The sequence below is a fragment of the Achromobacter sp. 2789STDY5608615 genome (assembly GCF_001298995.1).
Classification (GTDB): Bacteria; Pseudomonadota; Gammaproteobacteria; order Burkholderiales; family Burkholderiaceae_B; genus Achromobacter; species Achromobacter insuavis.
In genome coordinates, this window is record NZ_CYTY01000011.1 from 39,755 (window position 1) to 62,956 (window position 23,202).

12 protein-coding genes and 1 pseudogene are annotated in these 23,202 nt (G+C 68.3%); 11 read left to right on the forward strand and 2 right to left on the reverse strand.

The features are described 5' to 3' along the window. The 5 genes and pseudogenes from AOZ49_RS11605 to pcaF form a co-directional block, all read left to right on the forward strand. The coding region (locus AOZ49_RS11605; protein WP_231690310.1) for an ankyrin repeat domain-containing protein at positions 1-3,104 on the forward strand (3,104 nt) is incomplete at its 5' end. A gap of 130 nt (positions 3,105-3,234) precedes the next feature. Next, positions 3,235-3,813, forward strand: coding sequence for a superoxide dismutase [Fe] (sodB, locus tag AOZ49_RS11610; RefSeq protein WP_054430101.1), 579 nt, complete (start codon positions 3,235-3,237; stop codon positions 3,811-3,813). A gap of 288 nt (positions 3,814-4,101) precedes the next feature. Next, complete coding sequence (locus AOZ49_RS11615) at positions 4,102-5,832, forward strand: methyl-accepting chemotaxis protein (protein ID WP_054475437.1); 1,731 nt, start codon at positions 4,102-4,104, stop codon at positions 5,830-5,832. Positions 5,833-5,922: 90 nt separating this feature from the next. Continuing rightward, a pseudogene (locus AOZ49_RS11620) lies at positions 5,923-7,330 on the forward strand (chloride channel protein). Positions 7,331-7,467: 137 nt separating this feature from the next. Continuing rightward, positions 7,468-8,673: a 3-oxoadipyl-CoA thiolase gene (pcaF, locus tag AOZ49_RS11625; RefSeq protein ID WP_006396026.1), complete on the forward strand. Its 1,206-nt coding sequence runs from the start codon at positions 7,468-7,470 to the stop codon at positions 8,671-8,673. A 108-nt stretch (positions 8,674-8,781) separates the two neighbouring features. On the opposite strand, the gene AOZ49_RS11630 is transcribed toward pcaF, so the two are convergent. Further along, positions 8,782-9,300, reverse strand: a complete 519-nt coding sequence (locus AOZ49_RS11630; RefSeq protein WP_156349999.1) for a DUF192 domain-containing protein — start codon at positions 9,298-9,300, stop codon at positions 8,782-8,784. Positions 9,301-9,401: 101 nt separating this feature from the next. Continuing rightward, positions 9,402-9,647: a cold-shock protein gene (locus tag AOZ49_RS11635; protein WP_006220277.1), complete on the reverse strand. Its 246-nt coding sequence runs from the start codon at positions 9,645-9,647 to the stop codon at positions 9,402-9,404. A 226-nt stretch (positions 9,648-9,873) separates the two neighbouring features. On the opposite strand from AOZ49_RS11635, the gene clpS reads away from it, so the two are divergent. The 6 genes from clpS to AOZ49_RS11665 all read left to right on the forward strand — a co-directional run bounded on the left by clpS (position 9,874) and on the right by AOZ49_RS11665 (position 23,202). Then, complete coding sequence (gene clpS, locus AOZ49_RS11640; RefSeq protein ID WP_054430097.1) at positions 9,874-10,188, forward strand: ATP-dependent Clp protease adapter ClpS; 315 nt, start codon at positions 9,874-9,876, stop codon at positions 10,186-10,188. Positions 10,189-10,418: 230 nt separating this feature from the next. Next, entirely contained in the window at positions 10,419-15,563 is a 5,145-nt protein-coding gene (locus AOZ49_RS11645) for an alpha-2-macroglobulin family protein (RefSeq protein WP_231690321.1), read from the forward strand. Then, the gene (gene pbpC / locus AOZ49_RS11650; protein ID WP_156355631.1) at positions 15,560-17,782 is read left to right on the forward strand and encodes a penicillin-binding protein 1C; all 2,223 of its coding nucleotides are present in this window, start codon (positions 15,560-15,562) and stop codon (positions 17,780-17,782) included. The genes AOZ49_RS11645 and pbpC overlap by 4 nt, the downstream gene beginning before the upstream one ends. A 55-nt stretch (positions 17,783-17,837) precedes the next feature. Then, positions 17,838-20,147, forward strand: a complete 2,310-nt coding sequence (clpA, locus tag AOZ49_RS11655) for an ATP-dependent Clp protease ATP-binding subunit ClpA (protein WP_054415980.1) — start codon at positions 17,838-17,840, stop codon at positions 20,145-20,147. Positions 20,148-20,151: 4 nt separating this feature from the next. After that, complete coding sequence (locus AOZ49_RS11660; protein WP_054475440.1) at positions 20,152-21,471, forward strand: paraquat-inducible protein A; 1,320 nt, start codon at positions 20,152-20,154, stop codon at positions 21,469-21,471. 66 nt (positions 21,472-21,537) lie between these two features. After that, a complete protein-coding gene (locus tag AOZ49_RS11665) occupies positions 21,538-23,202 on the forward strand; it encodes a PqiB family protein (RefSeq protein WP_054475442.1) in 1,665 nt (554 codons plus the stop codon).

Here is a 23,202-nt window from a genome sequence, read left to right on the forward strand (position 1 = left end):
CGCCGCCCGCCGCGCCGCCGTCCGTGGCGCCACCGCCCCCGGCCGCGCCGCCACCCAAGCCGCGGTCCGATTGCGACTGCGTATCGCCCTACCGCGAATACCAGGCGGCCGAGACCGCCGAGACCCGCGCCTTGTTCAGCGCCGCCGCCGCCGGCGACGAGGCGGCCTTCACCGCCGCGCTGGCCAAAGTGAAGCAGCCGGGCGACTACGCGCTGGAAGGCGTGCCGCTGCTGCACGCGCTGCTGAGGCCGGCGGGCGAGCGTGGCAAGCACGTGTATTGGGACATGCCGGCGGACGAGGCGGCGCGCCTGCGCCAGGCCTATCAGGCCGCGCTGCCGGCCCGCACCCGCATGCTGGCGGCGCTGCTGGCGACCCGGCCGGCGCTCGACGACATCACCTACGAATCGCGCCGTCCGTCGCTGCAACTGGCCCTGCTGTACGGCACGCCCGAGATCCTGGACATGCTGCTGGCCGCCGGCGCCCGGCCCGACCAGCGCGGCGACGAGAACAAGACCCCGCTCGAATTCCTGCTCAATCGCGATTTCGAATTCGCGGTGCGCATGACGTATCTGCCGCGGCTGGTCGACCGGCCGCAGACCACGCGCATGGTGCTGGCGCTGCTCAAGGCCGGCGCCGCGCGCCCCTTCGCCTATATCGACGAGCACGCCGACGACGCCACGCGCCAGGCCTTCAAGGACGCGCAGGGCCAACCGCGCCACGCCGCGGACTACCTGGCGTGGGGGCCGCTGGTCGAACTGACCGAAGGCGCCGAGGTGGTGCGGGCGCTGGCCGCCACCGGCACCCGGCCCGCCTATGGCGAGGGCGTCAGTCCGCTGGCGCTGGCCGCCTACACCGGCAACGCCGGCGCGGTCACGGCGCTGGCCGAGCTGGGGCCGCGCACGACGCCGGAGACGGGCTATGGCGCCAGCGGCGACCGCGACCTGTGGCTGGACGCGGCGCAGGCGGCGGTGGCGGCGGGGCACGGCGACATCGCCGTGCCGCTGCTGCGCGCCGGCATGCCGTTCAACCAGCGCGGACCGCAGACCGGCGACGCGGCGGTCTTCCTGAGGATGGAGGCCGACGAGCGCCCCATCATGAACCTGGCGGCCCGCAAGGGCGACGTCGCCGTGCTGCGGCGCCTGCTGGCGCTGGGCGCGGCGGTCGATGGCGACGGCGCCGAACAGAATGGCGACACGCCGCTGGCGGATGCGGTCGGCGCGCGCCAGGCGGATGCCGTGCGCGTTCTGCTGGCCGCGGGCGCCAACCCCGCGCTGGTGCGCGAAGGCTACGACCGCAAGTCCGCGCTGCAACGCGCGATCGAGGCGGACGACGCGGCGCTGCTGCACGACCTGCTGGCGGCCACGCCGCCGGCCGCCTTGCAGGCCTTGCTGGCCGACCCCGCGCGGTCGCCGCTGGCGCAGGCGCTGCGCCAGCCGGGCAAGCAGGGCGCGGCCATGTTGCGCAACCTGGTCGACGCCGGCCTCGACCTGAAGACGCTCGATGCCGGCGCCATCCGCCAGGCGCTGGAGAACCGCGATGCGGAGATGGCCAGATACCTGATCGACGCCGGTGTGGCGGTCAATCCGCCGGCCACGGCGGCGGCGTCGGACGACCCTTATGACAACAAGGGCGTGCCGCCCTTGCTGGTGGCGGTGACCTCGGGCCAGGCGGCCGTGGTCGAAGCGCTGCTGGCCAAGGGCGCCGATCCGCTCGGCCTGGCGCCCGACGGCCGCAGCGCCCTGTATTGGGCCATCGGCGGCGGCGACAGCGCCATGCTCGACCGCCTGCTGGGCGCGGGCGCGCGGCTCGACGATCCGCGCCTGCCGCGCGCGCCGGCCAGCCATGCCTTGCTGAACGCGGCGCTGGCCTCCGGCGACATGGCGCTGGTCAAGCGCGTGGAGCAGGGCGCCAAACAGCCGCTGGCCGATGCCTGCCTGCCGTCGGGCGCGGAATACGCGCTGCTCGACCGGCCCGGGTACTTCGCGCAATTGCAGGCGGCGGGCTACGCCGGCGCGCGCGCCGAGTGCGCCGGCAAGGACGGGGCCTTGCCGCAGCGGCTGTTGTCGGCGCTGTTGCGCGACCGCCAGTTGGCGATCGCGCGCCGCGACACGGTGATCGATGTGCTCACGCGCCTGAAGGCCATGGGCGCCGACCTGGACGCGCGCCAGGCCGAGAGCGGCGCCACGCCGCTGGTGGCCGCCATCGAGCTGGGCCGCGCCGATCTGGCCGACGCCCTGCTGATGGCGGGCGCCAGCCCGGATGCGGCCGATGCGCAAGGCCGCAGTCCGGCCTGGACGGCGCTGGCCAGCGGCCAGCCGGACATGCTGGCGCTGCTGGCGCGGCGCCACGCGCGCTTCGATGGCGCGGCGGCGCCCTCGGGCCAGTCCTTCAGCCAGACGCTGGCATGCCAGGCCGCGCCCGACTTCGCCGCCGCGCTGCAGGCGGCCGGCGCGCCGCTCAAGCAGACCTGCCCGGCCGGGGCCGGCGCCGCCAAGGCCCCCGGCAAGGCCGCCGCGCGCGTCGCCGGCCACTACTACCTGCGCGGCATGCGCGAAGTCGGCAGCGAGTTGCTGCTGTCGCCCGATGGCCGTTTCGATTACCTGATGAGCTACGGCGCGACGGACATCGAGGCCAGCGGCACCTGGCGTCTGGAGGGCAGGCAGGTGCGCCTGGACACGCCGCCGATCCAGCCGTTCTCGGCGATCGCGAAGGTCGGCGCGGACACGCGGCCGGCCCAGGGCGAAGACCTCACGGTGCGCGTGTACTACGAGGGCCGGCCGGTCAAGGTCGATGTGGCGATGTCGTCGACCAGCGCCGATTACGCCGGCACGCCGAAGCAGTCGGAAGGCGCCGATGGCGTCAGCGCGCCGATCGCACCGGGCGAGCTCAAGGCGCTGGCGGTGTTCGTGCCGCTGCCTGCCGGCGCGCGCTGGCACAGCGTGGATGTGAGCAAGTCCGATATCTCGTCGCGCGCGTTGCGCATCGATCTGGAACTGCCGGAATCGGCCAGTCGCACACCGTTGCACATGACATTGGCGTTGCGCGAAGACGGCGCGCTGGTGGCCGCGCAAGGCGGGCGCGAACTGCGCTATGAGAAAGAGTAGCGTTTACGCGCGCAAGGCATAAACACATGCTTGTTAACCCCGCGCCGCCGCGGGGTTAACGCGGTATCCTCGCAGAGTTGCCGATACAATTGAACGGCTTGATCGTGCACTCAACAGAAGGAACCGACACATGGCACATACTCTTCCCCCCCTGCCTTACGAACTGGACGCGCTGGCTCCGCACATCTCGAAAGAGACGCTGGAGTTCCACTACGGCAAGCACCACCAGACCTACGTCACGAACCTGAACAACCTGATCCCGGGCACCGAGTTCGAGACCCTGTCGCTGGAAGACATCGTCAAGAAGTCCTCGGGCGGCATCTTCAACAACGCCGCGCAGATCTGGAACCACACCTTCTACTGGAACAGCCTGGCTCCCAAGGCCGGTGGCGCGCCGACGGGCAAGCTGGCCGACGCCATCAACGCCAAGTGGGGCAGCTTCGACGCCTTCAAGGAAGCCTTCAACAAGTCGGCCGCCGGCAACTTCGGTTCGGGCTGGACCTGGCTGGTCAAGAAGGCCGACGGCTCCGTCGACATCGTCAACACCAGCAACGCCGCCACCCCGCTGACCACGGCCGACAAGCCGCTGCTCACCTGTGATGTCTGGGAACACGCCTATTACATCGACTACCGCAATGCCCGTCCCAAGTACCTGGAAAACTTCTGGGCCCTGGTGAACTGGGACTTCGCGGCCAAGAATTTCGCCTGATTCCGCTGCGCGCCCGGCGCGCACCGCTAGGCCTGGGCCCCTCGCATCGCGAGGGGCCTTTTTGTTTTGGCGCTTTGCAAAACCCGACTGACATCCTGGATTGCAGCCCAAAATTTTGTATATTGTCGAATCCATTTTGTAGAAAATGAGAATGAATCTCCCTCTCTTCCTGGGTACCCGGGAGGAAAGCTGCCGCTATCGTTGATGGCAGTCTGCGGCTGAGCCATGGGGCCAACGATCGCGGCATGCCCGCCATAAAACACCGTGGTGTTTGACGGGAAGGGAAGCATGTTGCGGTTTTTTTCGGGGTTGAATATTGGCGCGCGCATCGGCGGGCGCCTGTCGGGGGCCTTCCTGATGGTGGCGCTGCTGGGAGGCATCATCGGCGCGTTCGGGGTGTGGGGCCTGTCCCGCATCAACGACATGAACGACCGCATCTTCGATACCGAATTTCGCGGACTCTCGGACATCAAGGAAGCCAATATCAGCCTGATTGCAGCGGGCCGCGCCCGCAAAAGCTATCTGGCGGCATCCACTGAAGAAGAGCGCCAGACGCTGCGCAAGCAGTTCGACCAGTCGCTCGAGAAGCTCGAGCGCATGCGCGCCAAGGCCGCCGACACCTTCATCCGCGAGAACGGCAAGCGGCTGCTGGCGCAATTCACGGAAGCCGAAGAGGTCTGGAAGCACGAGTCCATCGAATTCCTGGAGGATGCGCAGAAGTACCCGTTGGCGCAGGTCGATCCCGAGGCCGCGGCGCTCACCAAGCGCGCGGCGGCGGCGTCGGACAAGGCGGAGAAGCTCATGCGCGAACTGGCCGCGGCCAAGGAACAGGCCGCCGAGCGGGCCGTGCAGGAAGTCTCCGAGCTGTACTCGAGCACGCGCCTGATTCTGATCGTGCTGTCGGTGGCCGGCGTGGTGCTTGGCCTGCTGCTGGGCTGGCTGGTGACGCGCGGCATCGTGCGGCCGCTGGGTCAGGCGGTGGCGGCGGCGCGGCGCGTGGCCAATGGCGACCTCAGCGGCAACATCCAGGTCACCTCTCGTGATGAAACCGGCGACCTGATGGCCGCGCTCAAGGCCATGAACGAGAACCTGTCGCGCATCGTGCGCGACGTGCGCGACGGTTGCGAGAATATCGCCACGGCGTCGGCGCAGATCGCGCAGGGCAACGCCGACCTGTCGCAGCGCACCGAGGAACAGGCCGCTTCCCTGGAGGAGACCGCCGCCTCGATGGAGCAGCTGACGAGCACCGTACAGCAGAACGCCAGCAATGCCGGCGAGGCCGAAAAGCTCGTCACCCAGGCTTCGGCCGTGGCGTCGCGCGGCGGCGAAGTGGTCGATGTCGTGGTGCGGACCATGAGCGAGATCTCCGAGAGTTCGCGCCGCATCGCCGATATCACCAGCGTGATCGACGGTATCGCGTTCCAGACCAACATCCTGGCCTTGAACGCCGCGGTCGAGGCCGCGCGCGCCGGCGAGCAGGGCCGCGGCTTTGCCGTGGTGGCGGGCGAGGTCCGCACCCTGGCGCAGCGCTCGGCCGTCGCCGCCAAGGAAATCAAGGCCCTGATCGACGAGTCCGTGCATCGCGTCGAGGGCGGCACGCGTCAGGCCGACGAGGCCGGCAACACTATGCGCGAGGTCGTGGAAAGCGTGCGCCAGGCCGCGATCCTGGTGCACGAAATCGCCAGCGCTTCGGCCGAGCAATCCACCGGCATCGGCCAGGTCAACCAGGCCGTGGCGCAGATGGATACGGTGACCCAGCAGAATGCCGCGCTGGTGGAGCAGGCCGCCGCCGCGGCCGGCAGCATGCAGGACCAGGCCGGTCGCCTGTCGCAGCAGGTGCGGCGCTTCAAGGTCGATGCCGGCGTGGTGGCGATGGGCGCCGAGCCGCAGGCCCGGCTGATCCAGGCCGGCCGGGCCACGCCGCATCCGGCGGCGGTGGCGGCGCGCCAGGAACCGGTGGTGGCGCGTCCGGCCCTCATCAAGCACGGCGCGGACGAGGACGACTGGTCGTCGTTCTGAATGGCGCGCCGTTGTGGGCTGGCAGTCAGGCGGCAATGGTAAGGTTGAGCCACTTCTGGTTTCGCCGCCCTTTGCCGCTTGGCCCCGCTCATGTTCCTGCCCACTCCGCTGCGCCGCATCGCCACCGGTTCCCGCCACTTCCTGCGCCGCAAGCTGCGGCAAACCAACCGCCTGTCGCGCAAGAGCCTGCAGATGGCGCTGTTGCTGGGCGGCGCGGCGCTGGTCGCGCTGGTGTCGCTGGGCTTTGCCTATCTGGCCGACCGCGCGCTGGAATGGAATCGCGAATGGGTCGGACGCGCCGGCTGGCTGGCCCTAGTGGTGCTGCCGTGCGCATTGGCCATCCTGCGCTGGGCCACGCTGCGGTTCGCGCCCAACGCCGCCGGCAGCGGCATCCCGCAGGTCATCGGCGCGCTGTCGCTGCCGCCCGGCGCGAGCCAGCGCAGCCTGGTGTCGCTGGCGCAGGCGTTATGGAAGATTCCCCTGGCGTTCTTCGGCATGCTGGCCGGCGCCTCGATCGGCCGCGAAGGGCCGTCGGTGCAGGTCGGCGCCGCCGTGATGCTGGCCTGGGGCGATTTCTGGAAACGCCGCGGCCTGCAGCTGCGCGGCTTCCATGCCAACGAACTGATCGCGGCGGGCGCCGCCGGCGGCCTGGCCGCGGCCTTCAATGCGCCGCTGGCGGGCGTCATCTTCGCCATCGAGGAGCTGGGCCGCGGCACGGTGCTGCGCTGGCAGCGGCTGGTGCTGATCGGCGTACTGGCGGCGGGTTTCCTGGTGGTGGCGGTGCAGGGCAACAACCCCTATTTCGGCACCTTTGGCGGCGCGGTGCTGACGCACGGCATGCTGTGGTGGGTGCTGATCTGCGCCGCGCTCAACGGCGCGCTGGGCGGCATCTTCGCGCGCCTGCTGGGCAAGGGGGGCGGCGGGCATGGCGCCCGCGTCCTGGCGCGCCTGGATCCGCGCCCATCCCATCTGGACCGCGTTCGCCATGGGCGTGGCGCTGGCGCTGATCGGCCTGGCCACGGCCGGCAGCGTCTACGGCACGGGCTACGGCGCGGCCGCCGACCTGCTGTCGGGCGAGACGCAGCACGCCTTGCCCGCCGGCTTCGGCCTGGCCAAGCTGGCCGCCACCGTGGCCTCGTACTGGGCCGGCATTCCCGGCGGCATCTTCACGCCGGCGCTGACCACCGGCGCCGGCATCGGCCATCACATCTGGCAGCTGGCGGGCGAGGGCGTGGACCAGCGCGTGCTGGTGCTGGTGTCGATGGCCGCCTTCCTGGCCGCCGCCACCCAGGCGCCGTTGACGGCCAGCGTGGTGGTCATGGAAATGACGGGCAGCCAGCCGATGCTGTTCTGGCTGCTGGTCGGCTCGCTGCTGGCTTCGGGCGTGTCGCGCCAGTTCTGCCCGCAGCCGTTCTATCACCTCGCCGCCGGCCGTTTCCGGCGCCAGGCCATCGTCGACGCGGGCCGCGCCGCCCGTGCCGGCACACCCGCGCCGTGAGCGCGGGCCGTACGGTGAGTGAACAGCTGCTGGACACCGTCCGTTGTGCGGACATCCGCGGGATGCACCAACTTGGCGCGAAACCGCTGCGTTAAGATCGTGCGCATCCGATTCCTCCACTTCAATCCGAGCATCTCATGACCGTGCATGCCTATATTTGTGACGCGATTCGCACCCCCTTCGGCCGCTACGGCGGCGCACTGGCTTCGGTGCGCCCCGACGACCTCGCGGCCGTAGCCATCAAGGCGCTGGTGGCGCGCAATCCTGGCGTGCGCTGGGAAGAAATCGACGATGCCATCCTGGGCTGCGCCAACCAGGCCGGCGAAGACAACCGCAACGTCGCCCGCATGGCCACGCTGCTGGCCGGCCTGCCGGTCGAAGTGCCCGGCGCCACGGTCAACCGCCTGTGCGGTTCGGGCCTGGATGCCATCGGCAGCGCCGCGCGCGCCATCCGCGCCGGCGAAGCCGGTCTGATGCTGGCCGGCGGCGTCGAAAGCATGAGCCGCGCGCCGTTCGTCATGGGCAAGGCCGACAGCGCCTTCTCGCGCAACGCCGCGATCTATGACACCACCATCGGCTGGCGCTTCATCAACAAGCTGATGAAGGCCCAGTACGGCGTCGACTCGATGCCGGAAACCGCCGAGAACGTCGCCGACGATTTCAAGATCAACCGCGAAGACCAGGACCTGTTCGCGCTGGCCAGCCAGCAGAAGACGGCCCGCGCCCAGAAGGAAGGCTTCTTCGACGCCGAGATCGTGCCGGTCTCGATCGCGCAGAAGAAGGGCGATCCGCTCGTCGTGTCCAAGGACGAACACCCGCGTGAAACCAGCCTCGAAGCGCTGGCCAAGCTCAAGGGCGTGGTCCGCGAAGGCGGCACCGTGACCGCCGGCAACGCCTCGGGCGTGAACGACGGCGCCGCCGCGCTGCTGCTGGCCGACGAGAAGGGCGCCGCGCGCCACGGCCTGACGCCGCGCGCCCGCGTGGTCGGCATGGCCACCGCCGGCGTCGCGCCGCGCATCATGGGCATCGGCCCGGCGCCCGCCACCCGCAAGGTGCTGGCCCAGACCGGCCTGACGCTGGACCAGATGGACGTGATCGAGCTGAACGAAGCGTTCGCCGCCCAGGGCCTGGCCGTGCTGCGCCAGCTGGGCATCGCCGACAACGACCCGCGCGTCAATCCCAACGGCGGCGCCATTGCCCTGGGCCACCCGCTGGGCGCCAGCGGCGCACGCCTGGCCACCACCGCGATCAACCAGCTGCACCGCACCGGCGGCCGCTACGCGCTGTGCACGATGTGCATCGGCGTGGGCCAGGGCATCGCCCTGATCATCGAGCGCGTCTGATTTTCGCGACGGCCCCGCTCGTCCGGGGCCGGGCCGGCCGCCGTGGCGGCGCGGCCAAACGACAAGGGAGCCCGCGGGCTCCCTTGTTGCGTGAGAAGGCGGGCTGGCTCAGGGCAGTCCGTCGATCTTCCGGCCGGCCTTCATGCCGTGGCTGTCGTACCAGCCCTGCGCCATTTCCAGCGCGTAGCGCACCGGTTTCTTGGAGCAATGGGTGTCGTCGGTCTGGGGCGCCATGTCCTCGATGTTGACGATCGTGCCGTCGTCGGCGATAAAAGCGATCGACAGCGGCAAAAGGGTGTTGCGCATCCAGAAGCACTGCACGTCGGGCTGCTCGAAGACGAACAGCATGCCGTCGTTGCCGGCCAGTTCCTTGCGGAACATGAGGCCGTCGCGGCGGCTGGCTTCCGTATTGGCGACTTCTGCGCGGATAATATGGATGCCGGCGGCCAGTTGCGCGATGGGCAGCGTCGGTTGCGGGCCGGTCGGCGTCTGGGCGCCAGCCGTCGCGGGCAGCGCCAGCGTGGCGGCGCCGAGCAGCGCCGCTATCGTCCCGCGCATCGCCGATTTAATGAACGCTGTTTTGAGCAACGCACGACCAACATGAAACAAAGCAGCATTCTTCAGCATAACCAGACGCGGTAATCGCAGTAATAAGAAAATAACAAGGCGGGGCCCGAAAGCCCCGCCTGATAATGGCGCAACCTTACCGTTGCGCTTTAAAGAGTAACTCAGGCAGCGGTGATATTGAGCGCCTGTTTGCCTTTGGGTCCCTGGATAATCTCGAAAGCCACTTTCTGGCCTTCTTTCAGGGTTTTAAAACCATTCATCTGGATGGACGAGAAGTGGGCGAACAGATCTTCACCGCCGTCGTCGGGCGTAATGAAGCCGAAACCCTTTGCATCGTTGAACCATTTGACGGTACCCGTCGATTTGGGATTGTCCCCTTGGACGGCGGTTGCGGTCGTATCAGACATGCGGACTGCCTCATTGAATCGTATGTTGACAGAAGGGCATCGCGGCCTAGACCCCTGTCCCCCCTCCGGCCTCCTGGCAGGTTTTCGATGAATTGAAAACCCCAGAATGCGTGGATAATGCGCCGCTTTTCTTTGCGGAGTCAAGTATGGAAACTACGCATTTCTACGTGTAATTTTGCGTAAGTTACATGCAAGCCGTCCCCTGATTAAATAGAATAGCCGCCCTATGAGTTCTACCTTGGATACCCAACAAGATTTGGCCGTCGAGAAGGCGCCGGCCCGCGTCGCGCCGCCTCCGATGTACCAGGTCCTGTTGCTGAATGACGACTACACCCCGATGGAGTTTGTCGTGAAGGTGCTGCAAAAGTTCTTCAACAAGAATCACGAAGAAGCCACGCGCATCATGCTGCAGGTGCATCACGAAGGGCGCGGCGTCTGCGGCGTCTATCCGCGCGACCTGGCCGCCACCCGGATTGCCCAGGTGGCCCAGTATGCGCGGGCGCGCCAGCACCCGTTGCAGTGCGTGATGGAACCGGTCTGAACTCGCAAGAACAGCGCCGCCGGAACAGGCGGCGTTCTGCTGTACAGGGTTGCAAAGCAGGAACCGCGCACCGAGAAGCGCGCGGCAATATCAGGTCGGCAGCTCCGCCGCAAAGGAGCATCGCATTCGAGTAGGCGGGGAGGTTTGCCGTGAGTGGAAAGAACAGCAAGACCTGGCTGGCGGCAGCCGGCGCGATCGTGGTGGCCGGCGCCATCGGCGTGGGCTGGTGGATGGGCAAGGGCGGTCAACCGTCCGCGCCCGCGACGCCGCAGACGGCCACGCCGGCGGCAACCACGGCGGCGCCCGCCACGGCGGCCGGCGGCGCCAAGCCCGAGGCCTTGCCGGCGGCGGCCACGGTCGGCAGCGCCGATCCGTTCGCGGTCCTCAATTGCCAACCGCGCCAGTACAACGACTCGCTGTCGCTGGCGGTCACCTTCACGCAGCCGGTCGAAGCCAAGGCCGACCTGAGCAAGTTCCTGCAGGTCACCGACACCGGCGCCCCGTCGGGCAAGGCGGACCAGGACACCGAGCGCAGCGCCAACGGCATGCAACCGGCTTCGGTCCAGCCGGGCGACGCCGCGCCCAAGGGCAAGATCGTCCAGGGCAACTGGGTGGTCGGCTCCAACCCGCGCATGGTGTATTTCCCCTACGTGCAGCCGCAGCGCTCGTATTCGGTCTCGGTGCGCGCGGGCCTGCCCGGCGCCGGCGACAAGGTCGCCCTGGCCAGCGGCTCGCACTGCGACGTGGTGACCGACGCCATGCCGCCCTCGTTCTATTTCGCCAGCCGCGGCGTGGTGCTGCCGGCCGGCCAGAACGGCGGCCTGCCGGTGGCGACCGTCAACATGCCCGAGGTCGACGTGCAGTTCCTGCGCGTCGCGCCCGAGCGCGTGCCGGAACTGTTCGAGTCGGTGCTGGGCATCGGCCGCAACGCCGCTTCGTCGGACGATGACGAATCCGGCGGCTACGACGAAGACGGCTGGCGCTATTCCGACAACCGCAGCCTGAAGGGCTCGGTCAGCAACTGGGACCTGGACCGCTTGAATTCGCTGACCACCAGCGTCTACCAGGGCCGTTTCGTGACGGACGACAAGCCGAACCGCCGCCACGTCACCTTCCTGCCGGTCGAAGGCATCAAGGAACTGCAGGAACCCGGCATCTACGTCGCGGTGATGAGTCAGCCCGGCCGTTTCCGCTATGAATACCAGGTCACCTATTTCTACGTCAGCGACATCGGCCTGCACGCGCGCCGCTACAGCGACCGCATCGAGGCCTACTCGGTGTCGCTCAAGAGCGGCCAGGCGATCTCGGGCGCGCTGTTCGAACTGGTGGACGGCGCCGGCAAGACGCTGGCCAAGGCCCAGGCCGACGGCCAGGGCCACGTGCGCTTCGATGGCACCTTCGCCAATGCCCGCGTCATCCGCGCCTCGCGCGACAAGGAAATGACCGTGCTGGCGCTGGCCGAGCCGGCGCTGGACCTGTCCGAATTCGATACCGGCGGCCATATCTCCCGCCCCAACAACCTGTTCGTCTACGCCGGCCGCAATCTGTACCGCCCCGGTGAAACCTTCCATGTCTCGGTGTTGCCGCGCGACCTCGACGGCCGCGTGATGCCGCCCGCGCCGCTGACCGCCACGCTCAAGCGTCCCGACGGCCGCGTGGTCTCGACCAACCTGTGGCAGCCCGCCAAGGACCTGCAGGGTTATGTCGAGCGCGCCATCGACCTGCCGCCCGACGCCCAGACCGGCGCCTGGATGCTGGAATTGCGCGTCGACCCCGCGTCGCGCGCGCCCGATGCCTCGTGGAAGTTCCAGGTCGAGGAATTCCTGCCTGAACGCATGAAGATGGCGCTGACGTCCGACCAGGACGTGTTGTCGCCCAACGACACCCTGACCGTCGACGTGCAGGGCGACTATCTGTATGGCGCGCCCGCCGCCGGCAACCGCCTGCTGTCCAGCTTCCAGGTCAAGCGTGACCGCTTTGCGCTGCCGCAGCAATGGCCCGGCTTCATCTTCGGCGACGTGGCCGACGATTCGCGCCGCCATTTCGAGGAACTGCCGGAAGCCGCGCTGGATTCGACCGGCGCCGCGCAACTGGAAGTCGAACCGCGCACCGACGGCACCCATTCGCCGATGAAGGTGCGGGTCTCGGCCAGCCTGCTGGAATCGGGCGGCCGCCCGGTGGTGCGTTCGATCGAGCGCAGCGTCTGGCCCGCCGACAAGCTGATCGCCGTGCGCCCGCAGTTCGACAGCGATGTCGCGCGCGAAGGCGCCCCGGCCTCGTTCGAGGTGCTGCGCGTGGACGCGCAGGGCAAGATCGCGCCGCTGGCGCAGGCCCAGATGCGCCTGTACCGCGAGGAACGCCAATACTACTGGCGCTTCGACGACCAGCGCGGCTGGAACAGCGGCTACACCGAAACCGAGGAACTGCTCGACTCGCGCGAGATCGCGCTGCAGGACCGCAGCCAGTTCACGGTGCAGGTCAAGTGGGGCCGCTACCGCCTGGAAATCGCCGATCCCGAGACCGGTGAAACCCTGCGCTACCGCTTCTATGCGGGCTGGGACGCCCAGGACGCCGACGCCATGGGCAACCGCCCCGACCGCGTCCAGATGAAGCTGGAAGGCGTGCCCGCCAAGCCGGGCGACAGCGTTAAGCTGACCCTGACGCCGCCGCACGACGGCCAGGCCCTGATCACCGTCGAGGGCGACCGCATGCTGTGGTCGACCTGGGTGGCCGTGAAGGCGACCGGCACGCAAGTGGAAATCCCGATCGACAAGAGCTGGAAGCGCCATGACCTGTACGTGGCCGCGGCGGTGTTCCGTCCCGGCAGCGAAGGCGACCGCGTGACCCCGGCGCGCGCGCTGGGCCTGACCTTCCTGCCGATCGCCAGCGCCGACCGCAAGCTCGACGTCAAGCTGACGGCCGCCGCCAAGACCGAGCCCGAGACCAAGACCACGGTCCGCGTGAAGGTCGATGGCGCCCAGGGCAAGCAGGCCATGGTGACGCTGTCGGCGGTCGACGTCGGCATCCTCAACATCAACCAGTACCGCACGCCCGACCCGCTCGACTTCTTCTTCGGCAAGCACCGCTACGCGGCCGAACTGCTGGACATGTACGGCAAGCTGATCGAGAAGATGGACGGCACCAAGGGCAAGCTGAAGTGGGGCGGCGACGCCGCCATGCGCGGCGACAGCAAGAGCCTGCCCAAGAAGGTCAAGCTGGTCGACCTGTTCTCGGGTCCGGTCAAGCTCAACGACAAGGGCGAGGCCGACATTACGCTGGATCTGCCCGACTTCAACGGCACGCTGCGCCTGATGGCCGTCGCGTTCACCGCCGACAACTTCGGCAGCACCGACACCGAAATGGTGGTGGCGGCGCCGATCGTGGCCGAGCTGAACACGCCGCGCTTCATTACCCCGGGCGACCAGGCCGCCATCGCACTGGACGTGACCAACCTCAGCGGTTCCGACCAGAAGGTGACGGTCAAGCTGGAAGCGCTGGATCCGGTCGGCATCGTCGACGGCACCCGCACCGTGACGCTCAAGGACAAGCAACGCACCACGCTGCGCTTCACCGCCAGCACCACCGGTTCCTACGGCCTGGGCCTGATGCGCCTGACCGTGGACGGGCAGGGCGGCGCCAAGCCGATCCACATCGTGCGTGAATCGGTGCTGCAGGTGCAGCCGGCCTACGCGGCCGAGCGCCAGATGCGCCGCCTGCGCCTGAACCCGGGCGAGTCCAACACGCCGCAGGCATCGTGGGTGGCGTCGTACTACCCGGACTCGACCACGATCAGCATGACGGTCTCGAACCGTCCGCCGATCAACGTCAATCGCGTGGTCGAAGGCCTGCTCAACTACCCTTATGGCTGCACCGAGCAGACCATCAGCGCGACCCTGCCGTGGGTGCTGATCGACGAGGAAGCGGCCAAGCAGTTCGGCCTCAAGCCGCGCACCCAGGCCGAGCGTGAAGCCAAGGTCGCGGGCGCCATCGGCCGCCTGTCGGGCATGCGCAATGCGGTCGGCTCCTACAACCTGTGGAGCAGCTCGTCGGCGCGCGATGTGTGGCTGACGGCCTACGCCGTGGGCTTCCTGCAGGATGCGCGCGACAAGGGCTTCTCGATCCCCGAGGCCTCGCTGGACCGTTCGCGCCAGTGGCTGCTGGAGCAGGTGCAGCAGAGCAGCGGTTCGTTCGGCACCTGGTCGGCCAACCTGAAGCGCGACTTCGAGGCGGGCCGCCTGGACAGCAGCGGGCTGAACGTGCTGCGCGAGGACCATCGCCGCTTCGCCGGCCTGGCCACCGCCGCCCTGGCGCTGGCGCGCGACAAGAAGGCGCCGCTGTCCACGGTGCGCCAGCTGTTCGACAACTACCAGGACCGCGCGCGTTCGCCGCTGCCCCTGATCCAGCTGGCCGCCGCGTTCAAGCTGATGGGCGACGAAGGGCGCATGAAGAGCGCGCTCGACCTGGCCATGACGCGCGAATACGGCATCACCCGCCGCGCCAACAGCTACTACGACGACTGGCTCGGCGACTACGGCAGCGCCGTGCGTGACTACGCGCTGGCCTACGCCCTGGCCAACCAGTACGAGCTGCGCCATGACCGCGTCGAGAACCTGATGACGCAGCTGGCCGCGCGCATGGGCAACCGTTCGTACCTGTCGACCCAGGAACAGATGGCCCTGCTGATGGCCGCGCGCGCCGCGGGCGGCGACAAGTCGACCCCGTGGCAGGCCGCGCTGACCGTCAATGGCGTGCGCAAGGAACTGGAAGGCGGCAGGTCCGACCGCACCGTGTCGCTGACCGCGGCCGACCTGGCCGGCACCCAGCTGACCAACACCGGCAGCCAGTCGCTGTTCATCGAGTACGACATCCAGGGCAGCCCGACCACGGTGCCGGCGCCGCGCAGCGACGTCATCCAGCTCAAGCGCGGCTGGTACCGTCCGGACGGCAAGCCGTGGGATGGCGGCACGCTGCAGACCGGCGACATGCTGGTGGTGTGGGTCCAGGCCAGCGCCAACCAGAACATTCCGGACGGCCTGCTGGTGGACCGCGTGCCGGCCGGTTTCGAGGTCGAGAACCTGAACCTGTCGCAAAGCCCCGAAATGCAGGACTGGAGCATCGGCGGGCGCCGCGTGGCCGACGCGATGGCCGACCCCAACATCAAGCACCGCGAATTCCGCGATGACCGGTATGTGGCGGCGGTATCGCTGGGCCGCGGCAAGGTGGACGTGTTCTACCTGGTGCGGGTCGTGACGCCGGGCCGTTATTCGGTGCCGTCGACCGTGGCCGAAGACATGTACCGGCCCGAGATCCGTGGCGTAGGCGAGCAATGGAGCACGGTCGAAATCCGCGATCGCAGCGCCAAGCAGCGTCCTTGAACACCGCCGCCACCCCGCCGGCGGGCGCCTCGCGCGCCCGCCGCTGGCGACGGCGCGGACTCTTCGCGGCCAGCGTGCTTCTCGCGCTGGCCGCGTTGTTATTCGTGTTCGACCGCCTCTATCCCCTGCCTGCCATCGACTCCGGCGGCGCGGCCGTGGTGGTCGCCGCCGACGGCACGCCGCTGCGCAACTATCCCAGCCGCGACGGCATCTGGCGCTACCCGGTCAAGCCCGACCAGGTGTCGCCGCACTACCTCGATACCCTGCTGACCTACGAGGACCGCTGGTTCTACTGGCACCCCGGGGTCAATCCGGTGTCGCTGGCGCGGGCCGGCTGGCAATGGGCCACCAACCGCCGCATCGTCTCGGGCGGCTCGACCCTGACCATGCAGGTGGCTCGCCTGATCGACCCGCAGCTGGCCGGCAAGCCGTCGCGCTCGATGAGCGCCAAGCTGCGCCAGGCCTGGCGCGCGGTGCAGCTGGAAATGCACTACAGCAAGGACGAGATCCTGTCGCTGTACCTGACCCACGCGCCCATGGGCGGCATCGTCGAGGGCGTGGAAATGGGGTCGCGCCTGTGGCTGGGCAAGCCGGCGCGCGATCTGAGCCCGGCCGAGGCCGCCATGCTGACCGCCTTGCCGCAGGCGCCGTCGCGGCTGCGGCCGGACCGCCATCCCCAGGCGGCGCAGACCGCGCGCGACAAGGTGCTGGACCGCATGGTGGAACTGGGCCGCTGGACGCCCGCCGAGGTGGCCGACGCCAAGATCGAGCAAGTGGTGGCGCCGCCGCTGCGGGCCCGCTGGCTGGCGCCGCTGGCCGCGCAGCGCCTGTTGCAGGAGGCCGGCCGCCCGGCGGCCGGTTCGCGCCGCCCCGGCAGCCGCCCGCCGCTGCTGACGTCGACCCTGGACGCCGACATGCAGGCCGCGGTCGAGCGCATGCTGCTGGACCGGGTCGACAACCTGCCGCCCAAGGTCTCGATGGCGGTGCTGGTGATGGACAACGACTCCCTTGAGGTCAAGGCCTACGCCGGTTCCGCCGACTTTTCCGATGATTCCCGATACGCGCACGTGGATATGGTGCGCGGGGTGCGTTCGCCCGGCTCGACCCTCAAGCCGTTCCTGTACGCGCAGGCCCTGGACGACGGCCTGATCCACTCGGAAAGCCTGCTGATCGACGCGCCGTTGTCGTTCGGCGGCTACGCCCCGGGCAATTTCCAGGCGGCGTTCTCCGGGCCGGTGAGTGTGGCGCAGGCGCTGCGGCGCTCGCTCAACGTGCCGGCGGTGGACCTGCTGGACCGGGTCGGACCCACCCGTTTCGCCTCGGTTATGCTGACGGGCGGGGTCTGGTTACGTTTGCCGGCCGGCGCCGAGCCGAATCTGAGCTTGATTTTGGGCGGGGGCGGCACCACATTGGAAGAATTGGTCGGCGCTTATCGGGCCCTGGCCCGTGGCGGCATCTCCGGGCGTCCGCGCCTGCGGCCGGAGCAGCCGCGGGTCGAGTCCCGTATGATGAGTGCTGGCGCGGCCTGGATCGTGCGCGACATCCTGGAAGGCGGCGGCCACCCGGACCGGCCCTTTTACCAGTCGGGCAGTCCGGCCCGGCAACTGGCCTGGAAAACCGGGACGAGTTTCGGATTCCGGGACGCCTGGGCCGTCGGAGTGACCGACAGCTGGACGATCGGGGTCTGGGTGGGCCGTCCCGACGGCACGCCCAATCCCGGGTTTTTCGGTGCGAATGTGGCGGCGCCGCTACTGCAGGACATCGTGGCGGCGTTGCCGGAAGGCGCCCAGCACGTGCGCATGCGGCCTGCCTCGGTGCAGGCGGTCGTGACGTGCTGGCCGCTGGGTTACCGGCTGGGCAGCGTGCCGTCCGGGGAATGCCCCGAGCAGCGTGCGGCCTGGGCCCTGAATGACACGGTGCCGCCGTCGTTCGCCGGCTACGCCGATGCCACGCAGGGGCCGTTGCGCCTGGGTGGCGTGGCCACCGGCTCGGTGCTGCGGCCCGTGCCGGGCAGCACGCAGGTGTCGGTGGATGTGGATGTGCAGGGCGCTGAGGGTGAAGTATGGTGGATGCTCGATGGTCGCGTGGTGGGTCATGCCGCGTCGGGTCGTCCGTTTAATCTGGTGCTGACGCGGGACGGGCGGTATACGTTGACCGCCATGGACGCGCAAGGCCGCCACGACAGCGTGGTTTTTGAAATCGCTGGCGTTACGCCCTGATCGGCATAGAATATGAATCGTGTATTTGACCGCTTCGATGCGTTACGGAGGAAGCGTGATTTCCCAAGAGCTTGAAGTCAGCCTGCATATGGCTTTCGTCGAGGCCCGTTCGGCCCGGCACGAATTTATTACCGTCGAGCACCTGCTGCTGGCGTTGCTCGACAACGCTTCCGCGGTTGAAGTGTTGCGCGCCTGCGCCGCCAATCTGGATGACCTGCGCCGCAACCTGCGTCAGTTCGTTTCGGAAAACACGCCGGTGATCCCCAGCGGCGCGGAAGTCGACACCCAGCCCACGCTGGGTTTCCAGCGCGTGATCCAGCGCGCGATCATGCATGTGTCCGCGGGCGGCACCGGCAAGAAGCCGGTCACCGGCGCGAACGTGCTCGTGGCCATTTTTGGCGAAAAGGATTCGCACGCCGTGTACTACCTGCAACAGCAGGGCGTCACGCGGCTGGATGTGGTGAATTTCCTGTCGCATGGCATTACCAAACAGCCACAGGTGGAGTCCGCCGCCGTGCAGAAAGAGCAGCAAACCAATGGTGAAGAGCAGGGCGAATCGCGCCAGTCGCCGCTGGACCAGTATGCGACCGACCTGAACGCCGCGGCGTTGGCCGGCCGCATCGATCCGCTGATCGGGCGCGAGCACGAAGTCGAGCGCGTGATCCAGGTGCTGTGCCGCCGCCGCAAGAACAACCCGCTGCTGGTCGGCGAGGCCGGCGTGGGCAAGACCGCCATCGCCGAGGGCCTGGCCTGGCGCATCACGCGCGGCGAGGTCCCCGAGATCCTGCAGGCCGCGCAAGTGTTCGCGCTGGACATGGGCGCGCTGCTGGCGGGCACCAAGTACCGCGGTGATTTCGAGCAGCGCCTGAAGGGCGTGCTCAAGCAGATCCGCGGCAATCCCGACGCGATCCTGTTCATCGACGAAATCCACACGCTGATCGGCGCCGGTTCGGCCTCGGGCGGCACGCTGGACGCCTCCAACCTGCTCAAGCCGGCCCTGTCCTCGGGCCAGCTCAAGTGTATCGGCGCCACCACGTATACGGAATACCGCGGCGTCTTCGAGAAAGACCACGCGCTGTCGCGTCGCTTCCAGAAGATCGACGTGCCGGAACCCAGCGTCGAGCAGACCGTGCAGATCCTGCGCGGCCTGAAGAGCCGCTTCGAGGAACACCACAACGTCCGCTACTCGGCCGCCGCGCTGTCGGCCGCCGCGGAACTGTCGGCGCGCTTCATCAACGACCGCCACCTGCCTGACAAGGCCATCGACGTGATCGACGAGGCCGGCGCCGCGCAGCGCCTGCTGCCGCGTTCGCGCCAGAAGAAGGTGATCGGCAAGGTCGACATCGAGAACATCGTTTCCAAGATCGCGCGCATTCCGCCGCAGTCCGTCTCCAACGACGACCGCAGCAAGCTCGCCACGCTGGACCGCGACCTCAAGACCGTGGTGTTCGGCCAGGACAACGCCATCGAGGCGCTGTCCGCCGCCATCAAGATGGCGCGCTCGGGCCTGGGCAAGCCGGAAAAGCCGATCGGCGCTTTCCTGTTCTCCGGCCCCACCGGCGTCGGCAAGACCGAAGTCGCGCGCCAGCTGGCCTTCACGCTGGGCGTGGAGCTGCTGCGCTTCGACATGTCCGAGTACATGGAACGCCACGCGGTGTCGCGCCTGATCGGCGCGCCGCCGGGATACGTCGGTTTCGACCAGGGCGGCCTGCTGACCGAGGCCATCACCAAGCAGCCGCACTGCGTGCTGCTGCTCGATGAAATCGAAAAGGCCCACCCGGACGTCTTCAACATCCTGCTGCAGGTCATGGACCATGGCACGCTGACGGACAACAACGGCCGCAAGGCGGACTTCCGCAACGTCATCCTCATCATGACGACCAACGCGGGCGCCGAGACCTTGAACCGTCCGTCCATCGGCTTCGCCAATTCGCGCGTGGTTGGCGACGAGATGGCGGAAATCCGCCGCATGTTCACGCCCGAGTTCCGCAACCGGCTGGATGCGATCATCCCGTTCGCGCCGCTGGACCGCGAGATCATCCTGCGCGTGGTCGACAAGTTCCTGATGCAGCTCGAAGACCAGCTGCACGAGCGCCGCGTCGAAGCCGTGTTCACCACGGCCCTGCGCGAGCACCTGGCCAAGGAAGGCTTCGATCCGCTGATGGGCGCGCGACCGATGCAGCGCCTGATCCAGGACACCATCCGGCGCGCGCTGGCCGACGAGCTGCTGTTCGGCAAGCTGGTCGATGGCGGCACCGTCACGGTGGACCTGGACGAGGCCGGCAAGGTCACGCTCGATTTCGACGACCACGGCAAGCCGCCGTCGGCCGCGCCCGACAAGCAGGAAGTCGAGCTAGTCGAATAGGCCTATGACGACCGCGGAGAGCCAGCCGCTGATCGAGTGCGAACACTGCGCAAGCATCTATCGCCGACATCAGCTCGAACCTGGCGAGACCGCCAATTGCGCCCGCTGCGGCACCATACTCTGGCGCTACAGCGGGCTTACTTTGTCCAATTGGCTGGCACTCGCCATCGCCGCGCTGATCATCTTTGGCGTGGCCAACGCCTACCCGGTCGCCTCGATGTCGGTGCAGGGCATGGTGCAGCAGGCCTCGCTGCTGGATGCCATCGGCATCACCTGGCGCCAGGGGCATTACGCCGTGGCGATCATGACCGGCCTGGCGGGTTTCGTGCTGCCGCTGTTCCAGTTGACGTTGTTGCTGTGGGTGCTGGGCCCTTTGTCGCGCGGCGTCGAGCCGGCCGGATTCCGTGGCGCGATGCGCCTGCTGGGCCTGTTGCGGCCCTGGTGCATGGTGCCGGTGTTCCTGCTGGGCGTGCTGGTCGCGGTGGTGAAACTGGCCGGCATGGCCGCGGTCTCGCCCGGCATCGGCCTGATCGCCTTTGGCATCCTCACCATTTTCCTGACCATGCTCGGCCGCCTCTCGCCGCACGTGCTGTGGCGCTATGCCGAAAGCGACGGCGTGGTGCCGGTGCACGTGCCCGAGGCGGGTCCCGGCGTGGTGCTGACGGGCTGCCATGTCTGCGGCCAGGTGCAGGCCGTGGCGCACGCGGAAGACGCCGAGGCCGAGCACCACTGCGTGCGTTGCCACGCCGTGGTGCACTACCGCAAGCCCGACCACCTGGCCCGCACCTGGGCGCTGTTGCTGGCGGCCGTGGTGTTCTATATTCCCGCCAATGTGCTGCCGGTGATGAAGGTCAGCTCGGTGCTGGGCGACAGCGCCCACACCATCCTGGGCGGCGTGGTGGAACTGTGGGACATGGGTTCCTGGGACATCGCGCTGATCGTTTTCATCGCCAGCGTGGCGGTGCCGCTGACCAAATTGCTGGCGCTGATCCTGTTATTGTTGACCGAGCAGTGGCGCAGCACCACCAACCTGCGCCCGCGCACCCGGCTGTACCAGATGGTCGAGTTCATCGGCCAGTGGTCGATGCTGGATGTGTTCGTGGTGATTCTGCTGGCGGCCCTGGCCGATTTCCAGGGCCTGATGGAAATCAGCGCCGGCGCGGGCGCGGCGGCGTTCGGCGTGGTCGTCATCCTGACCATGCTGTCCGCCATGAGCTTCGATCTGCGCCGCAGCTGGGACCTGGAAGCAGCGGGTGAATTGGACGACCCGGAACCGGCCGCGGGCCGGCGTCCGGCGTCCGCCGCTGGCGCGCAAGCGGGTTGACGCCAGCACGATTGCGGCGCGTGGGCGGGAACGCCGCGCGCCGTTCAAAGAAGAAAAGGAAAACCGATGTCCGACCAAGCACCTGGATCTGGTGAAGAGAAGTACGCGTCACCCACGATCTCGCGCAAGCGCAAGAGCCGGATTTCATGGATCTGGCTGGTGCCGATCGTCGCGGCGCTGATGGGCCTGTCGCTGGTGGTGCGGACCTGGATGCAGGCCGGTCCCGACCTGTCGATCGAATTCAATACCGCCGAAGGGCTGGAAGTCGGCAAGACCCAGCTGCGCTACAAGGACGTGAACGTCGGCACCGTGCGCTCGATCGGCTTCAATGCCGACCGCAGCAAGGTGGTGGTCAACGCCGAGCTGTCCAAGGACGTGGCCGACCTGGCGCGCGAGGGCACCAACTTCTGGGTGGTGCGGCCGCGCCTGGACGTCAGCGGCGTGTCGGGCCTGGGCACCTTGCTGTCGGGCGCCTACATCGGCGTGGACGCGGTCGAGGGCAAGGATGCGTCCAAGAAGGCGACCAAGCTGCACTTCGTCGGCCTGGAGACGCCGCCCGCCGTCACGCATGATCGCGCCGGCAAGCGCTTCAAGCTCAAGGCGGCGGACCTGGGTTCGCTGGACATCGGCTCGCCGGTGTATTTCCGCCGCATCAACGTCGGCCGCGTGATCGGCTATGCGCTCGACAAGACCGGCAACGCGGTCAACGTCGAAGTGTTCGTGGACGCGCCCAACGACAAGTTCGTCACCAACGGCACGCGTTTCTGGAACGCCAGCGGCGTGGATTTCAGCGTCAATGCCGAAGGCCTGAAGGTGCGCACCCAGTCGCTGGTCTCGATGGCCGTGGGCGGCGTGGCCTTCGAGCCGGTCTACAGCGTGCGCGACGCCAGCACGCCGGCGCCGGCCGACGCGCACTTCGAACTGTATGCCACCGAGGCGGCGGCCAAGGCCAACCCCGATGGCGAGGCCTTCCCGATCCGCATGCGCTTCGACCAGTCGATCCGCGGCCTGGCGGTGGGCGCGTCGATCGACTTCTCGGGCATCACGCTGGGCAATGTCACGCAGATCAACATGGACTTCGATCCGGTCAGCAAGCGTTTCTACGCGCTGGTGGACGCGACGCTGTATCCGGAACGCCTGGGCCGCGTCTACGAAGACGTGCGCGAACACGCCATCAAGGACGGCGACGAGGCTGGCGGACGCCTGCTCGGCATCATGATCAAGCACGGCCTGCGCGCCCAGTTGCGCACGGCCAACCTGTTGACGGGCCAGCTGTACGTGGTGCTGGACGACTTCCCCAACGCCAAGCCGGTGGAGTTCAAGATGTCCAACCCGGCCTTGATCCCGACCGTGCCGGGCAACCTCGACCAGTTACAGCAGCAGGTCAGCAACATCGTCGCCAAGATCGACAAGATCCCGTTCGACAAGATCGGCGAGGACCTGCGCACCACGCTGGCCAGCACCTCCAAGCTGATGAACCGCCTGGACAAGCAGGTGGCGCCGGAGGCGCAGAACGTGCTCAAGCAGGCGCGCGATTCCATGGCCAGCCTCAACGCCCTGGTGGCCTCGGACGCCTCGCTGCCGGTCAACGCCGAAAAGGCCATGCAGGAACTGAGCCGCGCCGCCCGCTCGCTGCGCGCGCTGGCCGACTTCCTGCAATCGAACCCCGAAGCGCTGCTGCGCGGCCGCGGCAGCGACCCGATCCCCGGCGCCGGCCCCGTCAGGAACTGA

Excerpts from the sequence above, each read along its gene's own strand:
- sodB (WP_054430101.1), top strand. The coding sequence starts at position 3,235 with ATGGCACATACTCTTCCCCCCCTGCCTTACGAACTGGACGCGCTGGCT.
- AOZ49_RS11615 (WP_054475437.1), top strand. The coding sequence starts at position 4,102 with ATGTTGCGGTTTTTTTCGGGGTTGAATATTGGCGCGCGCATCGGCGGG.
- pcaF (WP_006396026.1), top strand. The coding sequence starts at position 7,468 with ATGACCGTGCATGCCTATATTTGTGACGCGATTCGCACCCCCTTCGGC.
- AOZ49_RS11630 (WP_156349999.1), bottom strand. The coding sequence starts at position 9,300 with ATGCTGAAGAATGCTGCTTTGTTTCATGTTGGTCGTGCGTTGCTCAAA.
- AOZ49_RS11635 (WP_006220277.1), bottom strand. The coding sequence starts at position 9,647 with ATGTCTGATACGACCGCAACCGCCGTCCAAGGGGACAATCCCAAATCG.
- clpS (WP_054430097.1), top strand. The coding sequence starts at position 9,874 with ATGAGTTCTACCTTGGATACCCAACAAGATTTGGCCGTCGAGAAGGCG.
- AOZ49_RS11645 (WP_231690321.1), top strand. The coding sequence starts at position 10,419 with ATGGGCAAGGGCGGTCAACCGTCCGCGCCCGCGACGCCGCAGACGGCC.
- AOZ49_RS11660 (WP_054475440.1), top strand. The coding sequence starts at position 20,152 with ATGACGACCGCGGAGAGCCAGCCGCTGATCGAGTGCGAACACTGCGCA.
- AOZ49_RS11665 (WP_054475442.1), top strand. The coding sequence starts at position 21,538 with ATGTCCGACCAAGCACCTGGATCTGGTGAAGAGAAGTACGCGTCACCC.